Origin of the sequence: Variovorax sp. CCNWLW186 (assembly GCF_037203865.1) — a bacterium.
In the GTDB taxonomy this organism is placed as follows: domain Bacteria; phylum Pseudomonadota; class Gammaproteobacteria; order Burkholderiales; family Burkholderiaceae_C; genus Variovorax.
In genome coordinates, this window is sequence record NZ_JBBCBO010000001.1 from 110,629 (window position 1) to 124,552 (window position 13,924).

The 13,924-nt window shown below is 67.3% G+C and carries 15 protein-coding genes; 10 read left to right on the forward strand and 5 right to left on the reverse strand.

Annotated features, from left to right (window positions below; genetic code table 11):
* Positions 1–9: 9 nt before the first annotated feature.
* From V9K97_RS00550 to V9K97_RS00585, 8 genes are all read left to right on the forward strand, one after another.
* Positions 10–930, forward strand: a complete 921-nt coding sequence (locus tag V9K97_RS00550) for a LysR family transcriptional regulator (RefSeq protein ID WP_337315809.1) — start codon at positions 10–12, stop codon at positions 928–930.
* Positions 927–1,940 carry a Bug family tripartite tricarboxylate transporter substrate binding protein gene (locus tag V9K97_RS00555; RefSeq protein WP_337315810.1) on the forward strand — a complete coding sequence of 338 codons (1,014 nt, stop codon included), beginning with the start codon at positions 927–929 and terminating at the stop codon, positions 1,938–1,940. The genes V9K97_RS00550 and V9K97_RS00555 overlap by 4 nt, the downstream gene beginning before the upstream one ends.
* A 150-nt stretch (positions 1,941–2,090) precedes the next feature.
* A complete protein-coding gene (locus tag V9K97_RS00560) occupies positions 2,091–3,878 on the forward strand; it encodes an alkaline phosphatase D family protein (RefSeq protein ID WP_258505782.1) in 1,788 nt (595 codons plus the stop codon).
* Between the two features lie 139 nt (positions 3,879–4,017).
* On the forward strand, positions 4,018–4,521 hold the full coding sequence (locus V9K97_RS00565; RefSeq protein WP_337315811.1) for a sigma-70 family RNA polymerase sigma factor: 504 nt from the start codon (positions 4,018–4,020) through the stop codon (positions 4,519–4,521).
* Between the two features lie 20 nt (positions 4,522–4,541).
* Positions 4,542–5,528, forward strand: a complete 987-nt coding sequence (locus V9K97_RS00570; protein WP_337315812.1) for a FecR domain-containing protein — start codon at positions 4,542–4,544, stop codon at positions 5,526–5,528.
* Positions 5,529–5,686: 158 nt separating this feature from the next.
* The gene (locus V9K97_RS00575) at positions 5,687–8,143 is read left to right on the forward strand and encodes a TonB-dependent siderophore receptor (RefSeq protein WP_337315813.1); all 2,457 of its coding nucleotides are present in this window, start codon (positions 5,687–5,689) and stop codon (positions 8,141–8,143) included.
* Positions 8,143–8,442, forward strand: coding sequence for a DUF3649 domain-containing protein (locus V9K97_RS00580; RefSeq protein ID WP_337315814.1), 300 nt, complete (start codon positions 8,143–8,145; stop codon positions 8,440–8,442). The genes V9K97_RS00575 and V9K97_RS00580 overlap by 1 nt, the downstream gene beginning before the upstream one ends.
* Entirely contained in the window at positions 8,439–10,010 is a 1,572-nt protein-coding gene (locus tag V9K97_RS00585) for a PepSY-associated TM helix domain-containing protein (protein ID WP_337296022.1), read from the forward strand. Before V9K97_RS00580 ends, V9K97_RS00585 begins: the two co-directional genes overlap by 4 nt.
* Here V9K97_RS00585 and V9K97_RS00590 read toward each other — a convergent pair.
* Positions 9,985–10,263 (reverse strand): hypothetical protein, encoded by a 279-nt coding sequence (locus V9K97_RS00590; protein ID WP_337296021.1) that lies wholly within the window; start codon positions 10,261–10,263, stop codon positions 9,985–9,987. The two genes, V9K97_RS00585 and V9K97_RS00590, sit on opposite strands and share 26 nt — an antisense overlap.
* Before the next feature lie 170 nt (positions 10,264–10,433).
* Between V9K97_RS00590 and V9K97_RS00595 the strand changes: the two genes are divergently transcribed.
* Positions 10,434–10,652 (forward strand): hypothetical protein, encoded by a 219-nt coding sequence (locus V9K97_RS00595; RefSeq protein ID WP_157613478.1) that lies wholly within the window; start codon positions 10,434–10,436, stop codon positions 10,650–10,652.
* Positions 10,653–10,660: 8 nt separating this feature from the next.
* On the opposite strand, the gene V9K97_RS00600 is transcribed toward V9K97_RS00595, so the two are convergent.
* The gene (locus tag V9K97_RS00600) at positions 10,661–10,855 is read right to left on the reverse strand and encodes a hypothetical protein (protein WP_258505788.1); all 195 of its coding nucleotides are present in this window, start codon (positions 10,853–10,855) and stop codon (positions 10,661–10,663) included.
* 175 nt (positions 10,856–11,030) lie between these two features.
* Here V9K97_RS00600 and V9K97_RS00605 point away from each other — a divergent pair, with 175 nt between their 5' ends.
* Positions 11,031–11,708, forward strand: a complete 678-nt coding sequence (locus V9K97_RS00605) for a glutathione S-transferase family protein (RefSeq protein ID WP_337296020.1) — start codon at positions 11,031–11,033, stop codon at positions 11,706–11,708.
* Between the two features lie 39 nt (positions 11,709–11,747).
* Here the strand turns inward: V9K97_RS00605 and V9K97_RS00610 are convergent, their stop codons facing one another.
* The 3 genes from V9K97_RS00610 to V9K97_RS00620 form a co-directional block, all read right to left on the reverse strand.
* Positions 11,748–12,623, reverse strand: a complete 876-nt coding sequence (locus tag V9K97_RS00610; protein WP_337296019.1) for an SDR family oxidoreductase — start codon at positions 12,621–12,623, stop codon at positions 11,748–11,750.
* 54 nt (positions 12,624–12,677) lie between these two features.
* Positions 12,678–12,920, reverse strand: a complete 243-nt coding sequence (locus V9K97_RS00615) for a hypothetical protein (protein WP_337315815.1) — start codon at positions 12,918–12,920, stop codon at positions 12,678–12,680.
* A gap of 199 nt (positions 12,921–13,119) precedes the next feature.
* Complete coding sequence (locus V9K97_RS00620) at positions 13,120–13,905, reverse strand: SDR family NAD(P)-dependent oxidoreductase (protein WP_337315816.1); 786 nt, start codon at positions 13,903–13,905, stop codon at positions 13,120–13,122.
* Between the last annotated feature and the right edge of the window lie 19 nt (positions 13,906–13,924).

Consider the following 13,924-nt stretch of genomic DNA (forward strand, 5'->3'; position numbering starts at 1 on the left):
CAAAAAAGTATGGAAATAAGACCGCTTCGCTACTTCGTGGCCGTCGCCGAGACCGGCCACATGACGCGGGCCGCCGAACAGCTGGGCATTCAGCAGCCGCCGTTGAGCCAAGCCATCAAGGCGCTCGAACGCGAGTTGGGGGTGCTGTTGTTCCGGCGGCATCCGCGCGGCGTGGCGCTCACCGATGCGGGCCGGCTGTTCCAGGTGGAGGCGCTGCGCATGCTGCAGGACATGGCGGCCATGAAGCAGCGCATGGCGCGCGTGGCCAAAGGGCAGGCCGGCACGCTGGCGGTCGGCTTCACCAGCTCGGCCGCGGCGCACCGCTTCGTGCCCGAGGCGTTGCGTGCTTTTCGCCGCGCGCATCCCGAGGTGGAGCTGCAGCTGCGCGAGGACAACGCGGCCGAACTCACCGAGGCGCTCGACGCCGGCCGCCTGCACTGCGGCCTGCTGCGCGTGCCGGTGGCGCGGCCCGAAGGCCTGCGCTTCGAAACGCTGCTGCGCGAACCTGTGCTGGTGGCAATGCCCAGCGACCACCGCTTTGCCCTCGCGCGCAGCAAGGCCTCGCGGCCGCTGCCGCTTGCGAAGCTGTGCGAGGAAGGCATCATCCTCGTGCGCCGTCCGGGCGCGCCGGGCCTGTATGCCGAGCTGCTGGCCATGTGCCACGCCAAGGGCCTGCGTCCGCGCGTGGTGGCCGAGGTGGACCGAATGATGACCAACCTGAATCTCGTCGCCGCGGGCGTCGGCCTGTCGGTGGTGCCGGCCTCGATGACGGGCGTGCATGCGCATGCCATTGCCTACACCCGGCTCGCCGACGGCGGCCAGCTCGACGCACCGCTCACGCTGGTGTCGCGCGCTGAAGAAGACAACCTGCCCGCGCAGCACTTTGCCGCGCTTCTGCGCAGGCATGCGAGCGAGAACCCCGGGTCATGAGTTTTTCGCCGCGCCGCCGCCGGCTGGTGCGTGACACCGGCATTGCGCTTGCCGCCGCCTGCGCCATGCCACAGTTGCTGAGGGCTGCGCCATTGCCTTCGCCTTCGACTCAATGGCCGAACAGGCCGATTCGTTTGATCGTGGTCTACCCGCCGGGCGGCGTGAGCGACGGCATGGCCCGCGTGCTGGCCGAGCCGCTGGCCCAATCGCTCGGCGTTCCGGTGCTCGTCGAAAACCGTGCCGGCGCGGGCGGCAGCATCGGCATGGATGCGTTGGCGCGTGCCACGCCCGATGGCTGCACGCTCGCGTTTTCGGCCATCAGCCCGATCACGCTGCATCCGCTGGTTGCCCGCGTGCCCTACGACCCGTTGCGCGCCTTTGCCCCGGTGGCAAGCGTGATGCGCACGCCCGTGCTGGTGGTCGGCACGCCGGCCTTCGCGGGCCGCGGCTTCCAGGAACTGATCGCGCTCGCGCGCAGCCAGCCCGGCGCGGTGCGGTGGGCCACGTCGGGCGTGGCCACCATCGGCCACATGGTGCTGGCACAGGTGCGCATGCAAAGCCGCACCGCCATCACGCACATTCCCTACGCGGGCGGCGGCCCGCAACTCAACGATGCACTCGGCGGGCAGTTCGAGGTGCTGTCGACCAACGTCGCCGCGCAGCAGCTGCAGTACATAGGCGAAGGGCGGCTGCAGGCACTGGCGGTGGGTGCGCCGGCGCGCATCGAGGCCTTGCCCGCGGTGCCGACGCTTGCCGAACTGGGCTACGAGCGGGCCAATCGCGACTCGCTCTTCGGCATCTTCGCGCCGGCCCGCACGCCCCCGGCGGTGCTGCAGCGGCTCAATGCGCAGATCAACCGGGTGCTGAGCAGCGATGCCGTGCGCGCGCGGCTGCGTGGTGCGTACAACCTGCCGGTGGGCGGCGCCATCGAAGACCTTGCGCAGGAGATTGCCGTCGACCGCCGGCGCAACCGCGAGCTGGTGTCTGGAGACCGGTCGCAGTTCGACTAGCCGCGCATTTCTGTCGGTTGGCTTCCGGCTGACACGCGCATAGGTACAAACCTACGCTGGAAACCAAAGTCTTCACCTTCAATGGCGCCGACGTCGAAAGGAGACTGAGGCGTGCGGTGCGTCTCGTCCTCGGCGGATCAGGAGACAGCCATGCGCACGCAGAACGAGAAGAAGAACGACGAGGCAAGCCAGACCGGCGATGACGGCGGCGGCACAGATCCCCAGCAAGCCCTGACGGGCACCACCCGACGCTCGCTCATACGCAACGCCGTACTGTTTGCGATGTTCTCGGCCAGCGGGGTGAGCCTGACAGGTTGCGGAGGCGGAGGCGGGGGAGGTGGCGGAGGCATAGGAGGGGGCATTGGCGGAGGCGGAGGCAGCCCGCCCGTGAGCACCGGCCCGGTGTTCAAGCACGGCGTTGCCAGCGGCGACCCGTTGTCGGACCGGGTGATTCTGTGGACCCGGGTGACGGCGCCCGCACCGGGCACCCTGAACGTCGAATGGCAACTTGCAAGCGACGAGCGTTTTGGCGTGATTGTTGCGCGCGGCACGGTGAGCACCGGCCCCGAGCGCGACTACACGGTGAAGGTGGACGCCACGGGGCTCCAGCCGGCCAGCACCTATTTCTACCGCTTCGTGATGGGCAGCGAGGCCTCGCCCATCGGCCGCACAAAGACGCTGCCGGTGGGCGGTGTTTCGCAGGCCCGGCTGGCGGTGGTGTCCTGCTCCAACTTTCCCAGCGGCTACTTCAATGTGTATGCCGACATTGCCAAGCGCACCGACATCGACGTGGTGCTGCACCTGGGCGACTACATCTACGAATATGGCCGCGTGGGCTATGCGTCGCAGTTGGCCATTGCCATCGACCGCGTATCGACACCCGACCATGAGATCCTGACGCTTGCGGACTACCGCGAGCGCCATGCGCAATACCGCACCGACAGCGACCTGCGTGCGCTGCATGCGCGGTTTCCCATGATTGCCGTGTGGGACGACCATGACCTGGCCGACAACGCATGGGTGGGCGGCGCCGCCAACCACGACGAATCGAGCGAGGGCAGCTTTGCGGCGCGGCGCGCGGCCGCCGTGCAGGCCTACCACGAGTGGCTGCCGACGCGGCTGCCCGACCCGGCCAACCCGCTGCTGATCTACCGCTCGTTCGACTTCGGCACGCTCGCTTCGCTGCACATGCTCGACACCCGGCTGATCGGCCGCGAGCGGCAGCTCACGCTCGACCAATACCTGGCCGGCGAGGCGGCCGCGCCCACGCGCCAGCTGCTGGGCCAGCCGCAGGTGGATTGGCTCTCCGCGCGCATGGCGGCCTCGGCCGGTACCTGGCAGGTGCTGGGCCAGCAGGTGCTGATGATGCGCATGGCCATTCCCCTGAGCATTGCGACCGACTTCAGCCCCGAGACGCTGGGCGCCTATGTGGCCGCGCAGGCGCTGCCGGACGCCGCCCGCAGCGACAGCCAGAGGGCCTTGCTCGCGCAGCAGAAGGTGCCCTACAACATGGACGCATGGGACGGCTACCCGGCCGCGCGCGACACCGTGCTTGCCATGGCGCGCAACCAGGGCAAGAACCTTGTCTCGCTGGCCGGCGACACGCACAACGCCTGGGCCGGCAACCTCACCGATGTTTCGGGGCAGCGGGTGGGGGTGGAATTCGGAACGTCGTCGGTGTCGTCGCCCGGCTTCGAGCGGGCGGTGCCGCTGATTGCCAACGACCTGCTGGCCGACGGGTTCCTGCGCATGGTGGACGACCTGCGCTACGCCGAAACCAGCAAGCGCGGCTATGCCGTGCTGACCCTGACACCCGGCGAAGCGCGCTGCGAATACATCGAGATCAGCACGGTGCTGAGCCGCGACTATTCGGTAAGAACGGCCGCCACGCTGCGCGCGCTGCCGGGCACCGGCAACCTGCAGGTGCTTGCGGCCTGAGGGTGGGTTGGGCCGACGCGGTGGCAGGCGCATTTCACGGCCTGCCTGAGATTCGCGGCATTTGTGAACCAAATAGCCAATACAATTGCGAACGATTCTCATCCGTTGCGTCAACGTCGGTTCTCCAGAATTTCGCTTCATGTCCGCGGCCGGCCCTCTTGTTCCACCCATCGAAGTTCTCTACAGCGACCACCATGGCTGGTTGCTGGGATGGCTGCGCCGCCGCCTGGGCGATGCCTGCGATGCGGCCGACCTGGCCCATGACACCTTCGTGCGGCTGATGGCTTCTTCGCGCACTGCCAGCCTCGGCGATGAACCGCGCGCCTTCCTCACGCACGTGGCCAAAGGACTGGTGGCCGACTATTGGCGCCGGCGCGAGGTGGAGCGGGCCTACCTGGAAGCAATTGCGCATCTTCCTGAACCCGAGGCGCCGTCGCCCGAGGCGCGGCTGCTCATCATCGAATCGCTGCTGCGCATCGAGGCGATGCTGGCCAGCCTTCCGGGCCGCACGCGGCAGATCTTCCTGCTGGCTCAGTTCGACGAACTGACGCTCCAGCAGATCGCCGAGCGCATGGCCATGCCCGTGATCACGGTGCGTCGCCATATCCACAAGGCGCTGGTCGCCTGCATGTCCGTCGCGTGAGCGGCAGCGGGCCCAGTGCAATGAACAGACAGCAGCCGGCCACGGCAGGGGCCAGCCCCAGTCCCGCACTCCTGAGTGAAGCCGCCGACTGGATGATGACGCTGCGCTACGGCGACAACGCGCAGGCGGGACAAGAGGCGCAGGCGAACTTCGACCGCTGGCGCCAGCAAAGCCCCGCGCACGCCGAGGCCTGGGCGCGGGCGGAGGCCCTGATGGGCGTGTTTGCGCAAGTGCCGACGGGCATCGGCAAGAACGCTTTCCACGCCTTGCAGCGGCCCAATCGCCGCCGCGGCATGGGCCTGCTGGGTGCGTTGCTGGTTGCGGCGCCGGCCGGCTGGCTGGCGTGGCGGCACATGCCCTGGCGCGAGTGGACCGCCGATGTCGCAACGGCCACGGGCGAGCGAAAGTCGATCACGCTGGCGGACGGCTCGCGCCTGGTGCTCAACACCGCCAGCGCCGTGGACATCGTGTTCACCGCCGCGGAAAGACGTATCCGGCTGCAGGCCGGCGAGATTCTTGTGACGACGCATGCCGATCCCTCGCCCACCTATCGGCCCTTCCTGGTACAGACGCCGCAGGGCACTGTGCGTGCCATGGGCACGCGCTTCAGCGTGCGCCGCCTGGACGAAGGCACCACCCGGGTCGCTGTGTTCGAAGATGCCGTGGAGCTACGGGCGGTGCAAGGTGCATCGCGTGTGCTGCGTGCCGGAGAGCAGATCGACTTCGAGGCCGGGCGCATCGGAGCGGAGCTTCCTGTGGAGGCCAGCGCCGCGCTCTGGGAGCAGGGCATGCTGCTCGCAAGAAACATGCGGCTGGCGGATGTCGTCGCCGAAATGAGCCGCTATCGCAGCGGCGTTTTGCGCTGCCACCCCGCGGTGGCCGATCTGCGCGTGTCGGGTGCCGTTTCTCTTGCCGACACCGATGCCGGACTCGCGCTGCTGGCGCGCTCGCTGCCGCTGCGCATCGAGCAGACGACCCGGTATTGGGTGACGGTGGCCCCGCGATAGCCGGTGAACTTGGGCTTTCGGCCCGGGCAACGCGGCTCGCCCAAGAAATTTTTCATCCCGAGGTGATCACTTTTTCCGTCTCGTCCGGTGTGAGAGGGAATGACGCGTCGACACCGATGCGCGCCACCACCCTCACAGCTATTCAAGGACGCAGATAAATGACATCGCAGCAGGCCCGCCGGCACAGGCGCATCGACAAGTTCGCGGTTGCGATCACCACCACGGCCATTCGCGCCGCGCTTGGCGGAGTTGGCGCCTTGGCATTGGGCGCGGCGCCCGTGTTCGCGGCCGAGGCGGCAGGCCCGAGCGCGCGCCAGTACGCGATTGCCGGCGGTACGCTGGCCGATGTGCTGGCGCAGTACGCGGCAGCCACCGGCGTGCAGCTGGTCTTCGAGCCGGGCATGCTCGCAGGGCTGCGAAGCGGCGGGCTGCGCGGGCGCTACACGGCGCAGGAAGGCTTCGAGCAGGTGCTGCGAGGCAGCGGCTATGAAGTCGTGGGGCAGGGCGCCGGTGCCTATTCGTTGCGCAAGGCCGGTGCTCCCGCGCGCAGCAGCACCGGCGACGCCGCCACGCTCGCGCCCGTGACGGTGACTGCCGCGACCGAGCGCGAAACACCCACCGGCCGCGTCAATGGCTATGTCGCCAGGCGCAGCGCCACCGCAACCAAGACGGACACGGCGCTGATCGAGAACCCGCAGTCCGTCTCGGTCATCACGGCGGACGAAATCGGAGACCGCAAGGCAGAGTCGCTCGACGAGGCGCTGCGCTACACGGCAGGTGTCACGCCCAACCTGAAGCCGTGGGCAGTCGACGAGTTCTCGCTGTTGCGCGGCTTCGAGCTCGGCACCGCCGGTATCTTCATGGACGGGCTGCTGACCTCCGGCCGCTCCTATGCCGCGCCCATCGAGCCCTATGGACTCGAACGGCTCGAAGTTCTGCGCGGGCCCGCGTCCGTGCTCTATGGAAAGATGCCGCCCGGAGGCATGGTCAACGCGGTGAGCAAGCGGCCGACGGCAGACACGGTGCGCGAGATCGGCATCGAGTACGGCAGCTACAACCGCAAGCAGTTGAAGGCCGATCTTGCGGGCGCACTGGACAGCCGCAACGAATGGACCTACCGCCTCACGGTGCTGGGGCGCGATTCGAACACCCGCCTGGACCACGACCGCGACAACCGCCTCTACATTGCGCCGGCCCTTACGTGGCAGCCCAATGCCAGCACCAAGCTCACGCTGCTCGGGCGCTACCAGAAGGACAACCAGGCCTATGCCTGGCAGAACCAGCTGGAGCAGCCCGGCGTGTTCGGCCAGCCGAGCCCGCGCGTGAACATCGGCGGCTACGACAACCGCTGGCGGCGCGACAACAAGATGCTCGGCTACGAGTTCGAGCACAGCTTCGACGCCACCTGGTCGGTGCAGCAGAGCATGCGCTACAGCGAACTCGATCGCTCCGAGACCAACGTGTTTCCCCGCGGCCTGCGCTCCGACGGCTACACGATGAACCGCAGCTTCTCGCCGCGCGAGACGCATTGGAAGGGCTTGCTGCTGGACACGCGCGTGCAGGCGCGCTTCAGCAGCGGCCCGCTGGCGCACACGCTGCTGGCGGGCGTGGACTATGCCAAGTCGCGCACCACCGACGAGTTTCCGTACGACCGGCCGCTCCTGGCGCCGCTGAACCTGCTCGCGCCGGCGTACACGCACCAGCCGCTCGCGCCGGCCGCCGATCCGTATGTCGACAGGGTGCCGACCAAGCAGGTCGGCCTCTACCTGCAAGACCAGGTGAAATGGGACCGCTGGGTTCTCACCGCCGGCGTGCGACACGACAAGGCGGATGCCACGGGCACCCGCACCTTCGGCAGGACCGGCGAGAGCAGCGAGATTTACGACACGTCGGCCAGCGCCACCACCGGCCGCGTGGGCGTGGTGTACCTGTTCGAGTCCGGATGGGCACCCTATGTGAACTACGCAACCTCCTTCTCGCCGGAGATCGGCAAGGACTTGAACGGCGATCTGCTCAAGCCTTCGAAGGGCCGGCAGGTCGAGGCCGGCGTGCGCTACCAGCCGGGGGGAAGGAACGCCAGCTACACGGCCTCGGTGTTCGACATCGTTCGCAGCAACGTGACCACGGCGGCGCCGCAGGTGCCCGGAGAAGTCATCCAGACCGGTGAAGTGAAATCTCGCGGGCTCGAGCTCGAGGCCCGTGCCGACGTGACGGACAACATCAGCCTGATTGCCCAGTACACCTACCTCGACACCCGCATCACGCGCAGCAACGACGGCGACCTGGGCCTGCCGCAGATGAGCACGCCGAAGCACAGCGCGTCGGTATGGGGCAAGTACTCGTTCCCGCTGGGCGGCTCGACGCGCGCGTTTGCCGCCCTTGGCGTGCGCTACCTCGGCAAGGCCCGCTCGGCATGGGACACGGGCAATGCCAACATCACCAACCCGAGCTTCACGCTGGTCGATCTTGCGCTGGGCTTCGACAGGGGGCCCTGGCGCTTCTCGCTCAACGTCAACAACCTCTTGAACAAGCAGTCGCTGATGGATTGCAACGGAAGCATCTGCTACCGCAGCGCGGAGCGCACGGCCAACGTGAGCGCGCTCTACCGCTTCTGATGCGGCCGGCGCGTGGCGCTGTTCGGCGCTCCCCGGGGCCACTTGTGTCGCGTATCGCGGCAGCGCTGTTTGGCGGCTACGCGCTGGCGGCGCTGACCAGCGTTGCCGCGCTGGCGCTGCCCATGGGCACGGTGGAAGCGGTGCTCACAGGCATGCAGGCCAGCTTCGTGGTGTATGCCGTCGCGGTGATCTGGGTGTTTGCGGCAAAGAGCGCGGGGAGGGCGTGGCTGGGCTTGGCGGTGGCCGCGGTGCCGCTGCTGGCGGCGGCATGCTGGGTGTGGAGGGAGGCGGCGGCATGACGGCCACGGCAAAGAGCCTGCGCCAGGCCATGGCCGGCCTTCACACCTGGACCGGCCTGCTGTTCGGCTGGCTTCTCTATGCGATGTTTCTCACCGGCGCGGTGAGCTATTTTCGCGAAGAGATCTCCCAATGGATGCGGCCCGAAGTGCCTGCGCTCAGGCAAGCGCCGGACGCGGCCGCAAGCACTGCATCGGCCATTGCAGGCTTGCAGCTGCTCGCACCGGGCGCATCCCAATGGGTGATCGACCTGGCCGACGAACGCAGGAACTTCATCGCGGCATCGTGGCGCATTGGTGGCGGCCACGGCAGGGCCATGCTCGACCCGTTGACCGGCAAGGCCGTGCTTGCGCGCGAAACCACCGGCGGAGAGTTCTTCTACTACTTCCATTTTTCGCTCCACTACCTGCCGCGCGCCCCGGCACGATGGCTCGTGGGGCTGGCCACGATGTTCATGCTGGTCGCGATCATCAGCGGCGTGATCACGCACAAGAAGATCTTCACGAACTTCTTCACCTTTCGTCCCGGCAAAGGCGCGCGCTCGTGGCTGGATGGGCACAACATGCTGTCGGTGTGGGTGCTGCCCTTTCACCTGCTGATCACCTACACCGGCCTGATCACGCTGATGACGCTGTACATGCCGTGGGGCATCGACAGCGCGCCCGGCGCGGCACAAGCGCGCCAATCGCTCAGGGTCGAGATGACGGCGCTCATGCCGCCGGGCGCGCCGAGCGGCAGCGCCGCACCGTTGGCGGATGTGGGCGCGATGGTGCGCGAGGCCGAGCGGCGCTGGGGAAGCGGCGGCGTGTCGCGGCTGATCGTCGACCACCCGGGCGATGCCGCTTCGCGCGTGCGGGTGGTGCGCAGCGACGCGACGCGCGTGTCCGTCAGTCCGCGCTACCTGGTCTTCGACGGCGCAGAGGGCGCGTTGCTGGAGGCCAGGGACCACTCGGAACCCGCCGCTGAGACCCGCGGCGTGCTGTATGGCCTGCACTTGGGGCGCTTTGCCGGCGTCGGGCTGCGCTGGATGTACTTTCTGGCAAGCTTGGCGGGCGCCGGCATGGTTGCGACGGGGCTCGTGCTGTGGGCCGTCAAGCGGCGCGCCCGCCGCCGCCTCGATGCACGGCAGCCGCAGGCCGGACTCCGGCTTGTGGAGCGGCTCAACGTTGCCGGCATTGCGGGGCTGCCGGTGGCAATGGCGGCGTTCTTCTGGGGCAACCGCCTGCTGCCGGCCGGGATCGCTGGCCGCCCGGACTGGGAGATTCACTTGTTCTTCGCCGTGTGGCTGCTGATGCTGTTTCACGCGAGCGTGCGGCCCGTGCGGCGCGCATGGACAGAGCAGTTCGGGGCCGCTGCCGTGCTGTGCGCCGCTCTGCCGCTGTGGAACCTGCTTGCCGGCAACCGCCACCTGCTGGCCGCCATTCGCGAGGCGGATTGGGTGTTTGCCGGCTTCGAGCTAGCGCTGCTTGCCGCGGCCGCGATGTTCGCCGCGATTGCCATGAAGACCGCCCGGGTCGGCCAGGAGCTGGAAGCGAAGCCACGCGTCACATCAGGCGGAATCCCCGGGTGAATTGCATCGAGGTCTTCGCGGAGGACTTGGGCGCACTCCCCATCTTGGCAATTTCGGCAAGGCCGTCTTCGGTGATGCGAAGCACCGTGGCCACGCGCGACGAAGCGTAGCGCGCCTTCGGGCTGAGCGGCCCGATATCGGCCTCGATCAAGCCGGTAGCCACAAGCACCGAGACATGCCGGAGCTCTTCCGGGACCACCACCCGGACCGGGAGCTGCACATGCTGCAGCCGCATCAAGAACAAAAGCGCCATGCGATTCTCCGGTTGCCCGTCCGATCTGGATACGAGTCGGTCAAAAGAATCACAAGTTAGCGGCCGGTTTTTCCAAGTGCCATTGCCGCAATGTCGTGTCGCAATGTAGGCCTTAAGCTCTACAATTTGCTTGGGAGTAATCTGGCCGCGTCGCTACTCGAGGAGAAGTTATGCCGATGAATTTCCTTCGCCGCATAGAGGACGCCTCTTTCCCCCTGGCCATCCATGAAGAGGCCGACATTCAGTGCGCAGCCGTGCTGGCTGCTGCCGAGCTTATTGAGGCCAACCTCCCCGAACCTGACGATGTTTCAGGCCATCGGGGAGTGATCTTGCGCATCACCCCCAAAGGGCGGGCGGAGCTCAGCCGGTCGCGAGAGGCGCAACGCTGAAGCGCTGCTCATTTGGGTGCAGCCGGGCGTCCGTTCTGCTGCGCCGGCGCACCGCTTGCAGGAAGATTGCCTGGCCCCTCCGATGGGTCTTTGAGGCCGTAGAAGAAGAGCACGCCCACAACAACGACCGCTACGACGGCCAGCAGGGTCCACATCAATCGGCGACCGATGTCGCCCTGTTTGTGATGTTGCTTGGTTGTCATGACGCGGAGATTGACGCCCGCGAAAGCGCAATGCCATGCCGCTTTGACGTGTCTTCTTGAAGGTGGCTCTCCTACGTGGGCGCCTTGCCTCACCTCCCGAACCTCATTGCGCACCAGGATGGATTCAAAATGACAACCTGCCCCAACACCGCAGCGAACCAAAGACCGCCGACACATGATCACCCTTCACCACTGCGTCAGCGCACGCTCGTTCCGGCCTTTGTGGACGCTTGAAGAAATAGGGCTCTCCTACGAGCTCAAGATGCTGCCTTTTCCACCTCGCGTGCTGTCGCGGCCGTATCTCGAGGTGAACCCGCTCGGCACGGTGCCGATGCTGTCCGATGGCGCCATGCGAATGACCGAGTCGGCTGCCATCTGCCAATACCTGGCCGCGCGGTTCTCGGCGGGCCAGCTGGATGTGGGGCGCGACGAGCCGGACTTCGGGCCGTACCTCAACTACCTTCATTTCGGCGAGGCGACCTTGACCTTTCCGCAGACGCTCGTGCTGCGGTATGCGCACTTCGAACCGGCGGAGCGAAAGCAGCCGCAGGTTGCCGACGACTATGCCAAGTGGTTCCTGGCGCGGCTGCGAACGCTGGAGCCGCTGCTTGCCGCGCGCGAGTACCTGTGCGCGGGGCGCTTCACCGCGGCCGATGTGTCGGTCGGCTATGCATTGCTGCTGGCCGAGCACCTGGGCCTCGCCGAGCGCTTCACGCCCGCGGTGGCGGCTTACTGGGAGCGGCTGCAGGCGCGGCCGGGCTTCAAGGCCGCGATGGCTGCGCAATCGGGCGCCGCCAAGGCGCAGGGCGTCTCCCTGACGCCCGCACCCGACATCAGGGCCGATCGTCCCTGATGGGCAGCCGGCATGCCGCCGGTGCCTGCGCGTTGCTGCTCAGATGAACGGCACGCCGCCCGTCACCGGAATGGTCGCGCCCGAGATGTAGCTTGCCTGGTCGCTGGCGAGCAGCACATACACCGCCTGCAGTTCGGCCGGTTGGCCCGGTCGCTTCATCGGCGTCTGCTTGCCGAACTCCTTCACTTGCTCGGGCGGCATGGTCGAGGGAATGAGCGGCGTCCAGAACGGGCCCGGCGCCACGCAATTCACCCGGATGCCTTTCTCCGCGAGAAGTTGCGCCATGCCGCCCGACATGTTCTGGATCGCGCCCTTGGTCGAGGCATAGGCGACCAGCGTGGCGTTGGGCTTGTCGGCGTTGATCGACGTGGTGCTGATGATCGAGGCGCCCGGCTTCATTCGCGCCGCCGCGGCGCGGCACAGGAAGAAGTTGGCGTAGACGTTGGTCCGGAAGGTGCGGTCGAACTCCTCGGGCGAGATCTCGTCGAGTGACTTGTGGCTCATCTGGAAGGCCGCGTTGTTGACGAGCACATCGAGCCGGCCGAAGGTGTCGAACGCGCGGTCCACGAGGCTGCGGCAATGCGCTTCTTCGCAGATGTCGCCGGGCACCGCAACGCAGCGGCGGCCCGCGCGCTCGATCCATTGGCGGGTGACCTGGGCGTCCTCCTCTTCCTCGGCGAGGTAGGAGATGAGCACGTCGGCGCCTTCGCGCGCAAAGGCGATCGCCACCGCGCGGCCGATGCCGCTGTCGCCGCCGGTGATGAGCGCGGCCTTGCCCTGGAGCTTGCCGCTGCCGACGTAAGACTGTTCGCCGAAATCGGGCAGCGGCGACATCTTCGATTCGAGACCTGGCGGTTGCTGGGCGGGTGTGGAAAAAGGCGGCTGCGGGCCGGCCTGGCGGGGGTCTTCTGTCATGGCGTTTCCGGAGAGATTGGTGGTGGACGAAAGGGCGGAGTGCTGCTCGGCAGATCAGGCGCCGGCGTCGTTCTCGCGCGGCGTGTCGCGAGCGGCGCGGCGCTTCAGCGTGTCTTCGCTGTCTGCGGCCGGGGCCGCCGCATCGCGGTCGACAGCCTTCTTCATACCGCGCTTCAGGCTCTGCGCGTCGCCAGTGCTGATCGCCGGCTCTTCGCCGTTCACGGCATCGGGCGCCTGCACGCGCTGGCCGCCGGATGCGGGATCGACAGGCGAGGGTGGGGCGGGTGATTTGTTCATCGGAGTGTGTGCTCGAGCGGTGGATGAGAGGCTCAAGCTTCGGCCTGTGGGCGGCGGCGCGCGCGCGAGGCTTGCGCATCCGAACGTCGGACAAGACCCACGGCATCGGTCCGCTTGTTCGATGCCGGGGGGGCGCTCCAGCAATTGTTCGCTGGTCGTCGCGGCGAGGCCACTCAGCAGTGGCCGGCAGCAAGCGGAATCAACCGTTCATGAACCGCGCAAAGATGGCCTGGTGCAGCCAGCGCGGTGTCGCCCACACCATTGCCACCGCGGCCTTGTTGTTGAAGCCGGGAACGACGCTCCTCCGCCCGGCGTGCAGCGCATGAATGCCCGCCCGCACCACCGGCGCGGGTTTCATCATCAGCAGCTTGAGTCCCCAAGTGATCTTTTGCTTGGCGGCCTGCGCAAAGCCGGTGTCGGACATGCCGGGGCACAGCGAGGTCACAGTCACGCCGTCTCGCTTGAATTCACGGTGCAACGCATCGCCGAGCCGCAGCACGTAGGCCTTGGCAGCACCGTAGACCGCCATGTTTTCCACGCCGAAGTAAGCCAGCATGCTGGCGACGAGCAGTATCTTTCCGTGGCCCCGCTCGCGCATGTCTTCGCCGAAGAGCCGTGTCATGACCGTCAGGCTCGCAATGTCGAGCTGCAATATGTCCAGGGCGCTCTGCATCGGCGTATCGAGCAAGGGGCCTTGCAAGCCGTGGCCCGCGTTGTTGATCAGGATTTCAACCGGGATCGCGCGCTCGCGAAGGCCGGCGTGCAGCGCGTGCACGGCGGCCATGTCCGACAGATCGGCCTGCTCCACGATGATTTTGACCTTGTACTGCTGTTGCAGCGCCGCAGCCAAGGCTTGCAGCCGATCGAGCCGGCGCGCGACCAGAATGAGCGGGTGGCCCTTGGCCGCGTATTGCCTGGCGAATTCTTCGCCAAAACCACTGGACGCTCCAGTGATGAGAACCCAGGAGTCGACGTTGGTAGCCATGATGTTTGCCTTTGTTGAA